The sequence below is a fragment of the Actinomyces slackii genome (assembly GCF_900637295.1).
GTDB lineage: Bacteria > Actinomycetota > Actinomycetes > Actinomycetales > Actinomycetaceae > Actinomyces > Actinomyces slackii.
In genome coordinates, this window is record NZ_LR134363.1 from 2,714,622 (window position 1) to 2,731,525 (window position 16,904).

General features: G+C 70.7%; 15 protein-coding genes. 7 read left to right on the plus strand and 8 right to left on the minus strand.

Annotated features, from left to right (window positions below; all coding sequences use genetic code 11):
* The first annotated feature begins 82 nt into the window (after nt 1-82).
* Nucleotides 83-1,045 (plus strand): EamA family transporter RarD, encoded by a 963-nt coding sequence (rarD, locus tag EL266_RS11145; RefSeq protein ID WP_232012023.1) that lies wholly within the window; start codon nt 83-85, stop codon nt 1,043-1,045.
* 103 nt (nt 1,046-1,148) lie between these two features.
* Here rarD and infB read toward each other — a convergent pair whose 3' ends face one another.
* From infB to EL266_RS11165, 4 genes are all read right to left on the minus strand, one after another.
* Nucleotides 1,149-4,103, minus strand: a complete 2,955-nt coding sequence (infB, locus tag EL266_RS11150) for a translation initiation factor IF-2 (RefSeq protein WP_026426619.1) — start codon at nt 4,101-4,103, stop codon at nt 1,149-1,151.
* Between the two features lie 110 nt (nt 4,104-4,213).
* Complete coding sequence (locus tag EL266_RS11155) at nt 4,214-4,519, minus strand: YlxR family protein (protein WP_051281037.1); 306 nt, start codon at nt 4,517-4,519, stop codon at nt 4,214-4,216.
* Nucleotides 4,520-4,623: 104 nt separating this feature from the next.
* Nucleotides 4,624-5,664, minus strand: a complete 1,041-nt coding sequence (gene nusA, locus EL266_RS11160) for a transcription termination factor NusA (protein WP_026426618.1) — start codon at nt 5,662-5,664, stop codon at nt 4,624-4,626.
* Nucleotides 5,665-5,723: 59 nt separating this feature from the next.
* Nucleotides 5,724-6,200, minus strand: a complete 477-nt coding sequence (locus EL266_RS11165; protein WP_026426617.1) for a ribosome maturation factor RimP — start codon at nt 6,198-6,200, stop codon at nt 5,724-5,726.
* Between the two features lie 79 nt (nt 6,201-6,279).
* On the opposite strand from EL266_RS11165, the gene EL266_RS11170 reads away from it, so the two are divergent.
* Nucleotides 6,280-7,257: a Tat pathway signal protein gene (locus EL266_RS11170; protein WP_232012024.1), complete on the plus strand. Its 978-nt coding sequence runs from the start codon at nt 6,280-6,282 to the stop codon at nt 7,255-7,257.
* A gap of 13 nt (nt 7,258-7,270) precedes the next feature.
* Here the strand turns inward: EL266_RS11170 and EL266_RS11175 are convergent, their stop codons facing one another.
* The 4 genes from EL266_RS11175 to EL266_RS11190 form a co-directional block, all read right to left on the minus strand.
* Nucleotides 7,271-7,945 (minus strand): CPBP family intramembrane glutamic endopeptidase, encoded by a 675-nt coding sequence (locus tag EL266_RS11175; RefSeq protein ID WP_126412336.1) that lies wholly within the window; start codon nt 7,943-7,945, stop codon nt 7,271-7,273.
* 404 nt (nt 7,946-8,349) lie between these two features.
* Nucleotides 8,350-10,194 carry a proline--tRNA ligase gene (locus tag EL266_RS11180; RefSeq protein WP_026426614.1) on the minus strand — a complete coding sequence of 615 codons (1,845 nt, stop codon included), beginning with the start codon at nt 10,192-10,194 and terminating at the stop codon, nt 8,350-8,352.
* A gap of 413 nt (nt 10,195-10,607) precedes the next feature.
* Complete coding sequence (locus tag EL266_RS11185; RefSeq protein ID WP_126412338.1) at nt 10,608-11,219, minus strand: STM3941 family protein; 612 nt, start codon at nt 11,217-11,219, stop codon at nt 10,608-10,610.
* A 143-nt stretch (nt 11,220-11,362) separates the two neighbouring features.
* Entirely contained in the window at nt 11,363-11,563 is a 201-nt protein-coding gene (locus tag EL266_RS11190) for a hypothetical protein (protein WP_126412340.1), read from the minus strand.
* 72 nt (nt 11,564-11,635) lie between these two features.
* On the opposite strand from EL266_RS11190, the gene EL266_RS11195 reads away from it, so the two are divergent.
* The 5 genes from EL266_RS11195 (at nt 11,636) to EL266_RS11215 (ending at nt 16,799) form a co-directional block, all read left to right on the plus strand.
* Nucleotides 11,636-11,893, plus strand: a complete 258-nt coding sequence (locus EL266_RS11195) for a hypothetical protein (RefSeq protein ID WP_126412342.1) — start codon at nt 11,636-11,638, stop codon at nt 11,891-11,893.
* A gap of 619 nt (nt 11,894-12,512) precedes the next feature.
* Complete coding sequence (mvk, locus tag EL266_RS11200) at nt 12,513-13,478, plus strand: mevalonate kinase (protein ID WP_026426612.1); 966 nt, start codon at nt 12,513-12,515, stop codon at nt 13,476-13,478.
* Complete coding sequence (gene mvaD, locus EL266_RS11205; RefSeq protein ID WP_026426611.1) at nt 13,475-14,479, plus strand: diphosphomevalonate decarboxylase; 1,005 nt, start codon at nt 13,475-13,477, stop codon at nt 14,477-14,479. The genes mvk and mvaD overlap by 4 nt, the downstream gene beginning before the upstream one ends.
* Complete coding sequence (locus tag EL266_RS11210) at nt 14,476-15,603, plus strand: phosphomevalonate kinase (RefSeq protein ID WP_026426610.1); 1,128 nt, start codon at nt 14,476-14,478, stop codon at nt 15,601-15,603. The genes mvaD and EL266_RS11210 overlap by 4 nt, the downstream gene beginning before the upstream one ends.
* On the plus strand, nt 15,600-16,799 hold the full coding sequence (locus tag EL266_RS11215) for an alpha-hydroxy-acid oxidizing protein (RefSeq protein WP_034514755.1): 1,200 nt from the start codon (nt 15,600-15,602) through the stop codon (nt 16,797-16,799). The genes EL266_RS11210 and EL266_RS11215 overlap by 4 nt, the downstream gene beginning before the upstream one ends.
* Nucleotides 16,800-16,904: the final 105 nt, after the last annotated feature.

Genomic DNA, 16,904 nt, shown 5'->3' on the forward strand with positions numbered 1-16,904 from the left:
GTCTGCTGGGCGCGCCTATTGTGCCCTGCCGGCGGCAGGACGAGTAAAGTCCCGTGCCACCGCACGCATGAAGGAGACCCGAATGCCCTCATCCACCGGGTCCCACCCCGCCTCCCCCAGCACCGCCGACCAGGCCTCGACCAGCGCCTCGGGCATGGCCCTGGTGGTGGGCTGCTACGTGCTGTGGGGCTTCTTCCCCCTGTACTTCCGCCTGCTCGACGCCGCCGGGAGCGTGGAGATCATCGGCCACCGGATCATCTGGGCGATGGTGACCTGCCTGCTGCTCATCGCCGTGCGCCGGCGCTGGTCCGCGATCCGCCGACTGCTGACCACCCCCAGGCTGGTGCTGAGCGCCTCGGTGTCAGGAGTCCTGGTCTCGGTCAACTGGCTCGTCTACGTCTACGGGGTCAACACCGGTCGCACCGCGGATGCGGCCCTGGGCTACTTCATCAACCCGCTGGTCACGGTGGCCCTGGCGGCCCTGGTCCTGGGTGAGAGGCTGCGGCCCGCTCACCGCGCGAGCCTGGCCCTGGCGGCGGCCGGGGTGGGTGTGCTGGTGGTCATGCAGGGCTCGCTGCCGTGGATCTCGCTGGCACTGGCCTTCAGCTTCGGCCTGTATGGGCTGGTCAAGAAGCGGGTGGCGCGCCAGGTCGATGCGCTGACCGGCCTGTGCGCCGAGACCCTCATCGTCTCGCCCGTGGCCCTGGCCTATCTGGGGTGGCTGGCCGCCCACGGGCAGGCGGCGGTCCAGGGCCCGCAGGGCTCGGCGTGGCTGGGGGCGCTGCTGGTGCTGGCCGGGCCGGTCACGGCCGCGCCCCTGCTGCTCTTCGCGGCCGGGACCCGGCGGGTGCCGCTGTCCGTGGTGGGCCTGAGCCAGTACTTCGCGCCGATCATCCAGTTCCTCCTGGCCTGGCTGGTCTTCCATGAGGAGATCCCGCCGGCCCGCTGGGCGGCCATGGTCCTGGTGTGGATGGCGGTGGCCGTCTTCGTCGCCGACGCCCTGCGCCAGCTCGCGCGCACCCCCGGCCGCAGCCAGCGCCCCTGAGCAGCCCTGAGCGGCCCGAGACCACGCCTCATCCTCCACGCCGACGGCGGCCGGTCACCCCGGGTGGGGCGGCCGGCCGCCGTCGTCTGCCGTGAGCGCCGGATCAGTCGCGCGGCTTCTCGCGCATCTCCCAGGTCTCGATGACATCGCCCTCGGCGATGTCCTTGAAGCCCAGGTTGATACCGCACTCGTAGCCCTCGCGGACCTCGGTGACATCGTCCTTCTCGCGGCGCAGGGTCTCGATGGACAGATCCCCGTTGACCACGACGCCGCCGCGCACCAGGCGGGCCTTGGCGCCCCGCTTGATGATGCCGGAGCGCACGATGGAGCCGGCGATCGAGCCGAACTTCGAGGAGCGGAAGACCTGGCGGATCTCGGCGCTGCCGAGCTCGACCTCCTCATAGATCGGCTTGAGCATGCCCTTCATGGCGGACTCGACATCCTCGATGGCCTGATAGATCACCGAGTAGAACTTCATGTCCACACCCTCGCGGTCGGCGATCTCCGAGACGCGCTCGGCGGGCCGGACGTTGAAGCCGATGATGACCGCGGAGTCCACAGTGGCCAGGTTGACATCGTTCTGCGTGATGGCGCCCACCCCGCGGTGGATGACGCGCAGCGCGACCTCCTCGCCCACGTCGATCTTGAGCAGGGAGTCCTCCAGGGCCTCAACGGCACCCGAGGAGTCTCCCTTGAGGATGAGGTTGAGGGTGTCGACCTTGCCCTCCTTGAGAACATCGGTGAGGTTCTCCAGGGACACGCGCTTGCGGCGCTTGGCCAGCAGGGCGGCGCGCTCGGCGGCCTCGCGCTTGTCCGCGATCTGACGGGCGGTGCGGTCGTCGGGCGACACGATGAAGGAGTCGCCGGCGCTGGGCACATTGGTCAGTCCCAGGACCAGGGCGGGGCGCGCGGGCCCGGCCTCGGTCAGGGCCTGGCCGTGCTCGTCGAACATGGCCCGCACGCGCCCATAGGCGCTGCCCGCAACGATCGGGTCGCCCACGCGCAGGGTGCCGCGCTCGACCAGGATGGTCGAGACCGCGCCGCGGCCCTTGTCGAGCTTGGCCTCGATGGTCACGCCGCGCGCATCCATCTCCGGGTTGGCCCGCAGGTCCAGGGCGGCGTCGGCGGTCAGCAGCACGGCCTCAAGCAGGTCGTCGATGTGAAGGCGCTGCTTGGCGGAGATGTCCACGAACATGGTCTCGCCGCCGTACTCCTCGGGCACCAGGCCGTACTCGGTGAGCTGGCCGCGGATCTTGTCCGGGTTGGCGCCCTCCTTGTCGATCTTGTTGACCGCCACGACGATGGGCACATTGGCGGCCTGGGCGTGGTTGAGGGCCTCAACCGTCTGAGGCATGACCCCGTCATCGGCGGCGACCACCAGGATCGCGATGTCGGTGACCTCGGCGCCGCGGGCGCGCATGGCCGTGAAGGCCTCGTGACCGGGGGTGTCGATGAAGGTGATGGGCCGAGTCTCCCCGCCCAGCTCGACGCGCACCTGGTAGGCGCCGATGGACTGGGTGATGCCGCCGGCCTCGCCGGCCACCACGTCGGTGGAGCGGATCGCGTCCAGCAGCTTGGTCTTGCCGTGGTCGACGTGGCCCATGACGGTGACCACCGGGGGCCGCGGGGCCAGGTTCTCATCATCCTGGTCGGGATCCAGGTCGATGTCGAAGGACTCCAGCAGCTCGCGGTCCTCGTCCTCGGGGGAGACGATCTGGACGTCGTAGCCCAGCTCGGCCCCCAGCAGGGCGAAGGTGTCCTCGTCCAGGGACTGGGTGGCGGTGGCCATCTCGCCCAAATGGAACAGGACGGTGACCAGGGCTGCCGGGTTGGCGTTGATCTTCTCGGCCAGGTCCGTCAGCGTGGCCCCCTGGCGCACGCGCACCGGGGTGGAGCCATCACCGCGCGGGACGATGACACCGCCGATCGACGGCGCGCTCTGCTGCTCGAACTCCTGGCGCTTGGCCCTCTTGGACTTGCGTCCGCGCGGAGCGCCTCCACCGCGACCGAAGGCGCCCTGGGTGGAGCCGCGCCCACCACGGCCGCCGCGGGCTCCCCCGAAGCCGCCGCCGGGCCGGCCCGAGCCACCGCCGGCTCCCGGACGGCCGGAACCGCCGCCGGGACGGCCACCACGACCACCCGAGCCGGAGCGCGCCGGGGCGCCGGGGCGCCCGATCGAGGACTGGCCGGGCATCATGCCCGGGTTGGGGCGGGGGCCGCCGGGGCGAGGACCGCCCTGGGGGCGCGGGCCCGCGCCGCCGCCCTGGGGCGGACGGGGCCCTGCCGGGCGGGAACCGCCCGAACCGCCGGGTCGGGGCATGCCCTGAGCGCTCGCGTAGGGGTTGTTGCCCGGGCGCGGACCGCCTCCGCGACCGCCCTGGCGGCCTCCGCGGCCGCCGGGGCGGGGCATGCCCTGGGCGGTGGCGAAGGGGTTGTTGCCCGGGCGCGGTGCGCCGGGACGGGGGCCGGGAGTGGGAGCGCCCGGGCGCGGGCCGGGAGTGGGCCCCGCGTCACCGGAGGCCTGCGCGGCCGGCTTGGGCGCGCTGGGGCGGGGGCCGGGCCTGCCCGAGGCAGGGGCCGCGGCCTGTGCGGCCTGCGGACTCGAGCCTGCGCCCTGAGCAGGAGCGGGCCGGGCGGCCTGGCCGGAGGCCGGGTCCTTGGGCGCGCTGGGACGGGGGCCGGGCCTGCCCGCATCAGTGGCCTCGCGGGCCTGGGCGGACTCGGCGACCGCGGGCTCGGCGGGCTCGGTCCTGCTGTGCGCCTTGGGGGCGCCGGGCTTGGGGGCCTTGGACTGCCCGGAGGCCGCGGGCTTGGCCGCGGGCCCTGGCTTGGGGGCGGGCCTGGAGGCAGGGGCGGCCTTGGGGCCTCCTGAGGCCTGGGGGGCCGCGGCTCCGAAGTGCTCGCGGACCCGGCGAGCAACGGGGGGCTCGACCGTGGAGGACGCCGCCTTGACGAACTCTCCCTGGTCCTTGAGCCAGGCCAGAATCACCTTCGAGGTGACCTTCTTGCCAGAGGGGTCGAGCTCCTTGGCGAGCTCATGAACGCGTGGTTTAGCCACTTTTCTCCTGTCCGGTTACCCACCCCGGACAGGGTGGGTGCTTCTAGAGGCAGCTCATCGCTGGGTACTCATCGGGTGCCCATCAGCTTCCTACCCGCCTTCGCAATCGATCAGTCCGCCGCCCGGTTGGGCGTCGGGGTTCCGCTGGGGCCGCGGCGCTCCAGCCACTGGCGCACCGCATCCGCGTCCAGCGGTTGGGTGGTGCGCAGTGCCCGCCCGAAGGCGCGCCGCCGCTCAGCGAGGGTCAGGCACTGTGGATCCGGGTGGATCCAGGCGCCGCGCCCGGGCCGGATGGCACGGGCATCGACGTCGAGCTGTCCGCTTGACGTCACCACCAGGCGCAGGAGCTGCGCCCGGGGGGCCTTCCCACGGCAGCCGATACAGGTGCGCTCAGGCACATGCGGGGTGCGAGCCACCGTCCGTATGCGTCCTTCCACTCGTTCAGCCGCCTGCGCGAGCACCGCCCAGGAGCGGGCCCGCGGGGTTCCGCGGTGAAGTCTACCGCCAGGCGCCAGGCCCTTCAGTCGGCCAAGTCTGAGGGACCTGTCACGTCGTCCGCCCGGGATTCGTGGCCGGGGGCGATCTCCCCGGACTCGGCATCGGCGTGGATATCGATCTTCCACCCGGTCAGGCGGGCGGCCAGGCGGGCGTTCTGCCCCTCCTTGCCGATGGCCAGGGAGAGCTGGAAGTCGGGGACGACGGCGCGAGCGGTGCGCTCCTCGGCGTCGAGCACCCGCACCGAGGAGACCCTGGCCGGCGACAGGGCATTGGCCACGAAGCGCGCCGGGTCCTCGGAGTAGTCGACGATATCGATCTTCTCCCCGCCCAGCTCGGTCATGACCGAGCGCACGCGCTGACCCATGGGACCGATGCACGAGCCCTTGGCATTGACCCCGCGGGTACGGGCGCGCACGGCCATCTTGGTGCGGTGCCCGGCCTCGCGGGCGATGGAGACGATCTCGACGTCCCCGGAGACGATCTCGGGGACCTCGCGCTCGAAGAGCTTGCGCACCAGCCCGGGGTGGGTGCGCGACAGGAGGATCTGGGCGCCCTTGATCCCGCGGGAGACATCGGTGACGTAGGCGCGCACGCGGTCCCCGTGGCGGTAGCGCTCGCCGGGGACCTGCTCATGGGGCGGCATGATCCCCTCGTGATCCTCGTCCAGGCGCACATGCACGATGCGCGGGTCGCGGCCCTGCTCGACCGTGCCCGAGATCAGCTCGCCGGTCTTGTCCTTGAAGGCGCCCAGGACCTCGAAGTCACGACGGTCCTGAATGCGCTGGACGATCACCGAGCGCGCCGTGGCCTGGGCGATGCGCCCGAAGTCGTCGGGAGTGTCGTCGAAGTACTCCCCGGTGGGCCGGTCATCCTCGTCGACCTCGGGGGCCAGGACGCTCATGTGCCCCGTGCGGCGGTCGATCTCCACGCGGGCCCCGCGGATCGCCCCGGGAACCTTGGAGTAGGCGCCCAGGATGGCGTCCTCGATGGCGGGCAGGAGGTTGTCCAGGTCGATGCCCAGCTCGTCGGCGGCGCCTCTCAGCTCCGGCATGTTGATGTCCATGATGGGTCCTCTCTGGTCCGCGGGCGGGGCGTGTGGTCGATGGGCGCGCTCGGCGCGGGTCAGGGGCCGGTGACGATCATGCGGGCCTGGTCGATCTCGGCAAGGGCGATGATGCGGCGCTCGCCACCGGCCTCGAGGACGAGGGCATCGTCGTCGGCCGAGATGACGGTTCCGGTGATCCGGCCCTGGGCGGTGTCCACCGCCGCCCCATGGCCGACGGCGCGGCGGAAGTGCCGGGGCGTGCTCAGCGGGCGCTCGGCCCCTGGCGTGGAGACCTCCAGGGTGTACTGGCCCGCGATGGGGTCGGCCTCATCGAGTGCCTGGGAGACGGCTGAGGTGACCTCGCCCAGGCCGTCGAGGTCCAGGTCCCCGGGGCCATCGGGAAGATCGACGAAGACCCTCACCACGGAGTGCTTCCCGGCCCGGGTGGTCCGCACTCCCTCCAGGAAGAGCCCGCAGCCGGAGACAACCGGCCCCAGCAGCTCGGTCAGGCGCTGCGTCAGGGCATCAGCACGCGGGTCCGCCTTGCTTGCCATGGGTCGGGCTCCTCCCCTATCGGCCCGTGAGGGCGTGGTCAGGTCGGGATCATGCTACCTGCCATGGCAGGATCAGCGGATGATGAGCCCCAACGCGCCCCAGCCCTCCCACGGCCCCCTCCGCCGATCGGCGCGCCGCGCCGGCGCGCTGGCCCTGACCGCCTGCCTGATCGCCGCGGGCGGCTGCGGCCTGCGGATGGGCGAGGGCTCGCCGGCCTCCCTGGAAACCCCCTCCCAGGCCCAGGCCCAGCGCGACGCCCTGGCCCGCCAGGCGGTGCTCATCTCCACCACCGCCCAGGTGGTCTCCGCCACGGGCGCCGAGGGGTCCCAGACCGCCGTCTCCGTGCACTCCAGCGCCCAGGCCCAGGTCGAGGCCCTGGGCGGGGTGTGGCAGCCCTGGGCGACCGCGGTGCCCACCACCTATCCCACGGCCACTCCCCTGGCCACTGCCGGATCGGATGCCACGACGGCGGACCTCCTCGCCGCCCTCCAGCACGGGGCGACGATGGCCACGCAGGCCTCCTTCAACGCGACCGACCCCGCCGAGGCCCAGCTCTACGCCTCCCTGGCGGCCTCCTGGAGCGCCTCGGTCGAGATCCTGGCTCCCGGGACCATCGAGACCTCGCCCCGCAGCTCCAAGGAGTCCCAGGCCGGCAGTCAGAGCCTCAGCGGCGAGCTCGTCAGGGCCTATGACGCCGCCCGGTACGCCTGCCAGGAGGTGGCGGCCCGCAGCCAGGGCTCTGATCGGGAGCTGGCCTCCGATGACGCCGCGGTGGCCTCCGCCGTGGTCAACGCCGCGGTGTCCGCGGGCTCGGAGGACTCCCGGCTCGCCGCGTATGGGGCGCCGACCGAGCCGGCGTCGGGCACCGAGAGCCTGGATGTCACCTGGGCCCGCCAGGTCTGGTCGGACCTGGTCACGGCTGAGATCCAGCAGGTCGCCGCGACCAAGGCGGGCACGCCCGAGCGCCAGGCCGCCGTGGGGGCCGTGGTCGACGCGGCCCTGCGGGCCCAGTCCTGGGGGGAGGCCCTCCCCAGCCTGCCCGGCTACGCCTCCTGAGTCCCGCCGCGGTTCAGGCGGGCGACTCCGTGGACCACAGTTCCTTGTGCCGGCGCAGGATCACCACCATGGCGATCACCTCCAGGAGCGGGACCACTGCCGCCAGCGCTGACAGCGGTGAACCAGGGGTGAGAGCACCGGAGAAGCCGATGTAGTCCCACATCGCATGCGCCACGACGAGCCAGGCGATGCGACGGGTGTAGAGGTACATGACGGCGTAGGCCAAACCGGCCACGAATGTCGATCCGAGCTGCCTGGTCGTGTCGAGGACCGTCTGCCCACCAAGAACATTGACGACGTGGAGAGCGGAGAAGATCGCAGCGCTGATGATGATGGCGCGCCTGGGTGAAGCGGCCTGCAGGAGGGACGACAGCACCACCTTGCGGTAGATCAGCTCTTCTCCCAAGCCCACCGCCACGGCCAGCAGAAGCGGCGCGAGGAAGGCCCAGCTGGCCTGGGCCCGCGTGCCCAGGGCGTAGAGCATCATCGCTGCGGACGGGACCATGGGCAGGAGCATGATCCGCCAGCCCAGCGGCGTCGCATCGGGCAGGGCGGGGCGCTGGGACCGGCAGTAGGCGACGCTGGCCACTGCCAGCAGGGCCATCCCGGGCACGGCGCCCTGGAGGAACTCTGCACTTCCATAGGTACTGCCCTGAACAAAATGCAGATAGGCGAAAATTGCACCCATGGCCGCCGTGTAGAACAACGGGGAAACAATATGCGGTTTCATAAACCCTCTCGGATAGTCGGCCGGTCGGACCGGCCCGAACGGTGCGCCCATCAGGGCGCCAGAATGACCCCGGTATCTTACCGGACCCCCACCCCTGAAACCCTGGCCCGGCATGTGGTTCTACGCACCATTCGCAATAACGGAATGGACAAGCCTCCGCCTGGAAGGTGAAGCCCTGATAACACTGGCCCTGGCCGACGAATAACCTGACGAGCACGGCGCGAGAAATAACGAGAGTGCCCCATCGGGGGCGGGTGCGAGCGGTGATTCGCCTCGACGGCGCCGGCTCGCGCCACCCATCCCCGTGTCAGGGTCAATGGAATGACGCAAGCCGGCGCCGTCGAGGCAGAGATACCCCCGGGTCAGCTGCCCTGGTCGCCCGCGGCGGCCGCCAGGGCCTGGTGCACGAGCGAGGCAAGGTGCTCCGCGGCCTCATTCGCCGGCACCGAGTGGCGCTCCGCGCTGCGGCGGTCGCGGATCTCCACGGTGCCCTGCTTGCCCAGGTCGCGCCCGACCACCAGCGTGTAGGGCAGACCCAGAAGCTCGGCGTCGGCGAACTTCACCCCGGCTGAGACCTTGCGGCGGTCGTCGTAGAGGACCTCGATGCCCTCGGCGTCCAGGGCCTGAGCAATGGAGGCGGCGGTGGAGAAGATCTCCTCATCCTTGCCGGTGGCCAGGACCTGGACGTGGTACGGCGCCACGGCGATGGGCCAGGTCAGGCCGTGCTCGTCGTGGTTGGCCTCGGCCAGGGCCGCCATGACGCGGCTGACGCCCACCCCGTAGGAGCCCATGGTCACCACCTGGGCCTTGCCGTTCTCGTCGAGAACGGTCAGGTCCAGGGCCCGGGAGTACTTGCGCCCCAGGGCGAAGATGTGGCCCAGCTCGATGCCGCGGGCCAGGCTCAGGGGCCCCGAGCCGTCGGGGGCCGGGTCGCCCTCGTGGATGGTGGCGGCCTCGATGGTGCCGTCGGCGGTGAAGTCGCGGCCCATGACCAGGTCCAGGACGTGCTTCTTGGTCTCGTTGGCCCCGGTGACCCAGCTGGTGCCCTCAACGATGCGCGGGTCCACGAGGTAGCGCACGGAGCCGGTCAGGCGCTCATTGCCCTCCTGGTCGATCTCCACGCGGCGCTTGGGAGAGTTGGGGCCGATGGCGGTGGGACCGATGTAGCCGCGCACCAGCTCGGGGTGGCCCTCGAAGTCATCATCCGTGGCCATCTCAGCCTCGGCCGGGGCGACGGCGGCCTCCAGGCGCCTCATATCGATGTCCCGGTCCCCGGGCACGCCCACCACGAGCAGCTCGCGGCGGCCATCGGGGTGGGTCAGGACCATGACGACGTTCTTCAGGGTGTCCGAGGCCCGCCAGGGGCGGCCATCGGCACGGGGGTAGGCCTCGTTGCACAGATCGACGAGGGTCTCGATGGTGGGGGTGTCGGGGGTGTCGACGACGCGGGCGGGCCCGACCCCGGAGGCGTCGACCGGATCGGGGACCACGGTGGTCACGGCCTCGGCATTGGCGGCGTACCCGCCGGCGGATCGCACGAAGGTGTCCTCCCCGATGGGTGAGGGGTGGAGGAACTCCTCGGAGTGGGAGCCGCCCATGGCGCCGGCCATGGCGTTGACGATGACGTAGTCCAGGCCCAGGCGGGCGAAGAGGCGCTCGTAGGCGTCGCGGTGCAGCCGGTAGGAGGCCTCCAGGCCGGCGTCGTCGACGTCGAAGGAGTAGGAGTCCTTCATGACGAAGTCGCGCCCGCGAATGATGCCGGCGCGAGGGCGGGCCTCGTCGCGGTACTTGGTCTGGATCTGGTAGATGACGGCCGGCAGGTCCTTGTAGGAGGAGTACATGTCCTTGACCGCCAGGGTGAACATCTCCTCATGGGTGGGGGCCAGGAGGTAGTCGTTGTCCTTGCGATCGGTCAGGGTGAACAGGGTGGGGCCGTAGTCGCTCCAGCGCCCCGAGGCCTTGTAGGGCTCGGCGGGCAGCAGGCCCGGGAAGTGGACCTCCTGGCCGCCGATCGCATCCATCTCCTCGCGCACGATCGCCTCGATCTTGCGCAGCGTGCGCAGGCCCAGCGGCAGCCAGGTGTAGATGCCCGGGGCGGCGCGGCGGATGTAGCAGGCGCGCACCAGCAGCTTGTGGCTGGCGACCTCGGCGTCAGCGGGGTCCTCGCGCAGGGTGCGGATGAAGGCGGTGGACATGGTCTGTAGCACGAGCACATGCTACGTGCAGGACGCGCATCGTGTGCATTGCGCACATTGAGCCTTTCTCGTCAGGGTCGGCGAGCAGGTGGGATGCCTCCCCTGGCGGATACGGGCGACCGGACCTCCGGCCTCAGACAGGGGCGCCCCCTTGCGCACCGCCCAGTGATGCTGCGCCACCCAGTGACGGGAGGCGGGAGCACCGATTCGCCCCGACGACGTGAGTTCGCGTCGACGACGAGGGTCTGCGTACCGGACGAGGGTTCGCGTCATCCGACTGGGGCAAAGTCACGTCGACGACGCAAAGGCTCGTCCGAGCCGCGCCGGCGTCACCCCCGGCCGATCGCGCTCAGAATCGTGCGGCACGGCACGGCACGCCCGCACCACCCCATGCCCGGACCGCCCGCGGCCCGCACGCGCACGCCTCACGGGCGGAGGCCGGCCATGCGCACCACCTCGGCAGGCATGACGACGACTCCAGGTGACTCCTCCACCGGTCCCAGCACAGGGGGCAGATCAGGGCGGCGCAGGCGCTGCTGCTCCATGAGAAGGAGAGCGCATTCCACGGAGGTCATCTTCATGGCGTCCATGGTCAGCGGCACCGGAGGCCCGCCTCCCGTGCGATGGATCACGCGCCAGAACCAGCGCCACATCCTGGACAACCGATCCCACGGCCACTGCGGATCGGCGAAGGCGATGTAGACATAGTCATGCCGCCCGGCACCCCGCGTCGCCACCCCAGCAGGGATCACGGCTTGGACCTGCTCCCACGGGATGAACCCGAGAGAGACCATGGAGGTGTGATCGGTGATGCCGCGATCGTCGATGATCAGGGCAGGCTGTCTCCAGAGGCTGCACCACCCCAGGAGCAAGGCGATAAAAATCGGGGTCCCCACAACGCCGAGGAATAGACCATAGAAATCCCCGTACGTTATCCCCTGGAGTAGGGCATAGAAGCAGAACAGACTGACACAGGCGCAGATCATCGTTCGCCACAGCAGGGGCCAGCGCTTGTGGTAGAAGACCTGAGGATTCATGAGGTGCACTGAGCCTTTCTCATCGGGGCTGGCAAGTTGGATGGTGGGTGTGGCCTGATGTCAGGCAGGAGTGGGCCCGCGCGGTCGTCTGATCACATGGCCCTCGACGTGCCCATGAGTGCTCTCGGTAAGTCAGCGCCTGATCACGCTCCCGGACTCTGGTCGAGGGCAGCGAGATAGCCACAGGGGTCGGAGATCTCCCACGTTCCCGGTTGCGCACCGGGCACCGGCCCGCCTGCCACGGGCAGGTCCGGGCGGCGCAGGCGCCGCTGCTCCACCAGAAGAGCGGCCAGCTCGACGTTCCCGATGCGCAGGGTGTCGACGGAGATGACATCTTGAGCCACCGGTTGAATCGGTTGGCGTGCCGCCGCAGGCCGCGCAGTTGGGTCCAGGGCCACTGCGGATCGGCGAAGACGATGCCCACCAGCCTGTTGCGCCTGTGCCCGGCATGGAACTCTCCGGGCATGAAGCCCACGGCCTGCTCCCAGGGGATGAAGCCGATGGAGATCAGGGAGGTGGACTCCGTCAGTCCCCGATCTTCGATGACCAGGCCGGGCCGCCTGCACAGCACGAGGAGGCCCACCACACCGAGCACGCTGAGCGTCGAGACCAGCACCATGACGATCACGATGATGACGGCTCCCAGGGACCAGCCCTCACTGATGGAGGCCTGAACGATGATCACCGTGATCCATAGGCAGACCCCACTGCCGAGCATGCCGAGGACGAGTTGTGTGATGACTTTGCGCAGGGATCGAGGAATCGTGACGGGCGCCATAATGGAAATCATGTCATGACCGCCGAGCCCGCGCCGGGGTTCCGGCCCCGGACTCCACGGGCTCTACTGCCCATCGCCTCCGGGGGACAGGCGCGTGACCGGACTACCGGCCCCCAGGTTGTCGACTCTGTGGCAGCGGTTCTTCTCGGCATGCATTCGAAGCCCTTCCCCTACCCATCGTGCTCGGAGCGCATACTGCGCCGGATCCTCCACTTGCTCCACGAGGACCGCTCTAAGGACAGCGCTGTCATGACCTGGCGAGAGAGGTTCTCCGTCTTGCGACCGGATGATCAGGGCCGATACGCTCAACCTCGATTCGTTGCCGGCTCCGGGGGCTCCAGGACCATCACGTCATGGCGGCTGATCTCAGCCACCACCGGCGGACCGCCCAACCGAGGGGAGTGCAGCGGGTCGGGGGAGTCACCGTGAACCAACCGCGGCACGGCGCCCCGGTTATCCCTCACCCGGCCCAGGTCGCTGCGTCCCTAGCCCTTGGGCCCCAGGCAAGGAGAGACATGGGCAGCCACTCCTCCCCCGGGCGCGAGGGGCGCGGCCATACCTGGGCCAAGGCCATCCTCCTGGGCGAGCACGCAGTGGTCTACGGGCACCCCGCTGTCGCAGTGCCGCTGCACGATCTGCGGATGAATGCCACGGCCACGCCCATCAACGGCCCCTCCCGGCTGCGCTGCCTGGACTACGAGGGCCCCCTGACGGGCAGCGGGGCGCGCTTCGACTGTGTGGCGCAGGCCTTCGAGGCAGCTCGTGAATTCGCCGGTTGCCCGCGGCAGTCCTTCATCATCACCACTCGCAGCGACTTTCCCCATGAGCGGGGGCTGGGTTCCTCGGCAGCGGCGGCGGGAGCGATCATCCGCGCCGTCCTGGATGCCTGCAGGCGCCCGGCCTGCGCCGAGGAGCTGTTCGCACTGACGCAGCGGGCCGAGGCCGTGGCTCACGGACGCCCCTCGGGTCTGGACGCTGCAGCTACCTGCGCCCCGGGACCCCTGCGCTTCCAGGCCGGTGAGATGCGGCCCGTGAGCCAGCGCATCGAGGGCGCCCACCTGGTCCTGGCCGACTCAGGGGTGCACGGCTCCACCCGGCAGGCCGTTACCGGTCTGCGCGAGCGCTATGAGGAGCAGACCGAGGCCGTCGGCCCACTCATCGCCGAGCTGGGCGCCCTGGCCCGCCTGGCGGTCACGGCGCTGGAGGACGGCGATGCTCCCCGCCTGGGGACGGCCATGGACCGGGCGCATGAGGTACTGGCCGCACTCGGGCTGAGCCTGCCCGTCCTGGAGTCCCTGACCGGTGCGGCCCGCCAGGCCGGCGCGCTGGGGGCCAAGCTCACCGGGGGCGGTCTGGGCGGATGCGTCATCGCCCTGGCCGATGGCCCGCAGCCCGCCGAGCGGATCGGCAGTGCGCTGCTGCACGCTGGGGCGGCCGCAGTATGGACCCACAGAATGCACACCAGTGAGGCAGGCCAGTGACACGCACCGCGACAGCCAGCGCGAATACCAACATCGCCCTCATCAAGTACTGGGGCAAGGCCGATGAGGCGCTGACGATCCCCACCACATCCAGCCTGTCCCTGACGCTGGGCGGAACCAGGACCACCACCACGGTCTCCTTCGAGGAGGGCGCCCGCGGCGCGGACACGGTGACCATCGACGGCGTGCGCCCCTCCCCCGCCCAGGTGGCCAGGGTCAGCCGATTTCTGGACCTGGTGCGCCACCGGGCCGGCCTCACGGCTCCCGCCACCGTCCACTCCTCCTCCACAGTCCCCCTGGCCGCGGGCCTGGCCAGCTCGGCAGCGGGCTTCGCTGCCCTGGCCCTGGCCGCCTCGCGGGCCGCGGGCATGGAGCTCGATGCGCGCGCCCTGACCCGCCTGGCCAGGCGCGGCTCCGGCTCGGCTGCGCGCTCGGTCCTCGGCGGTCTGGTGCTGTGGAACGCTGGAAAGGACGACGAGACCTCCTACGCCGAGCAGGTCGTCCTTCCCACCGCTCAGCCCGATGGTCCACCGGACCTGGCCATGGCGGTCATGGTCCTGACCCAGGAGCGCAAGGAGATCAGCAGCACCGCCGCCATGCGAGCCACCATGGGCTCCTCGCCCCTCTACCCCGCCTGGGTGGAGTCCAGCGCCGTGGATCTTCGCGAGGCGCTGGCCGCCCTGCGCAGTGGTGACCTGCCTCGCCTGGGAGAGGTTGTCGAGGCCAACGCCCTGGGAATGCACGCCGCCATGATGGCCTCACGCCCCGCCATCATGTATTGGACACCGCGCACCCTGGAGGCGCTGCGCGCCATCGCGGCACTGCGCCATGAGGGCATGCCCGTCTGGGCGACCATCGACGCCGGAGCTAATGTCAAGGCCCTGACCTCGGGCGCCTGCGGGGAGCGGGTCGCAGCGGCCCTGCGCGAGCGCCTGCCCGGGGTCAGCGTATGGTTGCGCAGACCAGGCGGCGCAGCGCGCATCGAGGGGGTCACCCGATGAACGGACCCACCATCTCTTGCAGAGCTCCGGGCAAGCTCTACATCGCGGGCGAGTACGCCGTGGTCGAGCCCGGCCACAGGGCGGTCCTGGTGGCCGTCGACCGCTTCATCACCATACGAGTCACCGCGGCCGAGCACTCCGGGAGCATCACATCCGCCCTCTACGCCGGGCGCCGCCTGACCTGGCATCGGCGCCCAGACGACGGCGCGGTGGAGTTCCATGGGCGGCGAGACGACTATGTGGTCTGGGCCATCCGCACGGTCGAGCAGGTGGTGCGCGAGCGAGGAGGCGCTCTGCGCTTCTTCGACCTGGAGATCACCAGCGAGCTCGATGACGGGGACGGGCGCAAGCTGGGCCTGGGCTCCTCCTCGGCGGTGACAGTGGCCACGGTCAGGGCAGTGGCAAAGTTCTACGACCTGCCTCTCAAGGACATGGATGTCTACAAGCTCGCTCTCTTGGCCACTGACCGGGTCCAGCCGATCGGCTCGGGGGGAGATATCGCCGCCAGCGCCTTCACCGGCTGGATCGCCTACACCTCCCCCGACCGCCGATGGCTGCATCGCTCGCACGGTCGGGTGACTACCTGCGCTTTGCTGGCCGCAGACTGGCCGCACCTGAGCATCCACCGCCTGAGACCACCTGGCCTGCGCCTGCGGGTGGGCTGGACCGGTGCCCCCGCATCCACTCCCCGACTGGTGGCGGGAGTCCGGAGCGCGGCGCGCGGAGCCCGTGATCAGGCCTACGCCACCTTCCTGCGCGAGAGCCGGGCCTGCCTGGACCATCTGATCAGGGCAATGGAGACCGACGACTCCCAGGGGATCGACGCTCAGATCGTGCGCAACAGGCAACTGCTGCTGGGCCTGAGCCGCACCAGCGGGATCCCCATCGAGACCCCTGGGCTGCGACGCCTGGTGGAGATCGCGCGGGACTTCCAGGCGGCGGCCAAGAGCTCAGGCGCAGGGGGCGGGGATTGCGGTATCGCCCTGTGCCCGAGTGGGACAGATGCTCCCGCGATGCTCGCGGCCTGGCAGGCCGAGCGCATCGCGCCCCTCGACCTGGCCGTCCACTTCCATGGGGCCCGCGCCGTCCCTGCCCTACCCTTCACCACCGGGGCCACCTCATGAGCGCGCAATCGTCCGCGCCGCGGCTGCCTGTCGGGGCAGGCGGATCCCACCAGGCTGCGCGAGCCTCGCGCAAGGATGAGCACCTCGACCTGGCCCTGCGCCTGCACGGCCAGGATCGTCCCAATGCCTTCGACGACGTCGCCTTCATGCACCACGCGCTGGCAGCCACCGCCGCTACGCAGGTCGATCCCAGCGCCACGGTGTGCGGCGCCCAGTGGGCGGAGCCCTTCTACATCAACGCCATGACCGGCGGCACGCGCAACACGATGCGCATCAATTCAGAACTCGCCGGGGCCGCGGCCGAGGCGGGAGTGGCCGTCGCCTGCGGCTCCCAGCACATCGCCCTGGACGACCCTGAGCGGGCTGAGAGCTTCCGCATCATCCGCCGCCGGGCCCCCCGCGCCTTCATCCTGGCCAATGTGGGACCGACGATGGATCCCGCTCAGGCGGTGCGCGCCGTGGAGATGCTTGAGGCCAACGCCCTGCAGATCCACCTCAACGCGGCTCAGGAGCTGGTCATGCCCGAGGGAGACAGGGATCTGCGCGACTGGGCTCAGCGCATCGACGCGATCGTCAAGGCCGTGCCGGTCCCCGTCGTGGTCAAGGAGGTGGGCTTCGGGATCTCGGCCCGCACAATGGCAAGTCTCAGCCGTCTCGGTGCCAGTGCCGTCGACGTCGCCGGTACGGGAGGAACCGACTTCATCGCCATCGAGAACGAGCGCAGGCCTGATCACAGTTACTCCTATCTCACCGGTTGGGGGCAGTCCACGGTGCTGTGCCTGCTGGAGTCGCTGTGCGCCGAGCCCGCTGCGAGGCGGCCCGGGGGCGATAGCGCGCGCGGCACTGAGCGGCCTGTCGGGCAGACGGACGAGCACGGCGCGCAGCTGGAGGTGCTCGCCTCCGGAGGCGTGCGGCATCCACTCGATGTTGTGCGCGCGCTCGCACTGGGGGCTCGCGCCGTCGGCGTCTCCGGGCACTTCCTGCGCACCCTCTCGCGCAGCGGCCCCGAGGGCCTGCGCCATGAGCTGGCGTTGTGGAGCGAGCAGGTCAGGACCCTCATGACACTCCTGGGAGCCGCCGACATCGCGGCACTGCGCCGCACGGATCTGCTGGTCACCGGTCGCACCGCCGAGCAGGCGCGCCTGCTGGGCGTTGATCTGCCAGCACTGGCACGGCGCTCGACCTGCTCAGGCTAGGTCCTGCCGCGTCGAAGGCGCGAGCCGGCGCCCGATGCCCGTGGCGCGGATGGCGGACGGTACCGACTCCCCGCGTCAGGGGCGGAGACCATGACCGGAGTGGGG

Coding starts and splice junctions, on each gene's coding strand:
- EL266_RS11215 (WP_034514755.1), top strand. CDS start 15,600: ATGAGCGCGCAATCGTCCGCGCCGCGGCTGCCTGTCGGGGCAGGCGGA.
- mvk (WP_026426612.1), top strand. CDS start 12,513: ATGGGCAGCCACTCCTCCCCCGGGCGCGAGGGGCGCGGCCATACCTGG.
- EL266_RS11195 (WP_126412342.1), top strand. CDS start 11,636: ATGCCCACCAGCCTGTTGCGCCTGTGCCCGGCATGGAACTCTCCGGGC.
- EL266_RS11170 (WP_232012024.1), top strand. CDS start 6,280: ATGATGAGCCCCAACGCGCCCCAGCCCTCCCACGGCCCCCTCCGCCGA.
- nusA (WP_026426618.1), bottom strand. CDS start 5,664: ATGGACATCAACATGCCGGAGCTGAGAGGCGCCGCCGACGAGCTGGGC.
- EL266_RS11165 (WP_026426617.1), bottom strand. CDS start 6,200: ATGGCAAGCAAGGCGGACCCGCGTGCTGATGCCCTGACGCAGCGCCTG.
- EL266_RS11185 (WP_126412338.1), bottom strand. CDS start 11,219: ATGAATCCTCAGGTCTTCTACCACAAGCGCTGGCCCCTGCTGTGGCGA.
- EL266_RS11175 (WP_126412336.1), bottom strand. CDS start 7,945: ATGGGTGCAATTTTCGCCTATCTGCATTTTGTTCAGGGCAGTACCTAT.
- rarD (WP_232012023.1), top strand. CDS start 83: ATGCCCTCATCCACCGGGTCCCACCCCGCCTCCCCCAGCACCGCCGAC.
- EL266_RS11210 (WP_026426610.1), top strand. CDS start 14,476: ATGAACGGACCCACCATCTCTTGCAGAGCTCCGGGCAAGCTCTACATC.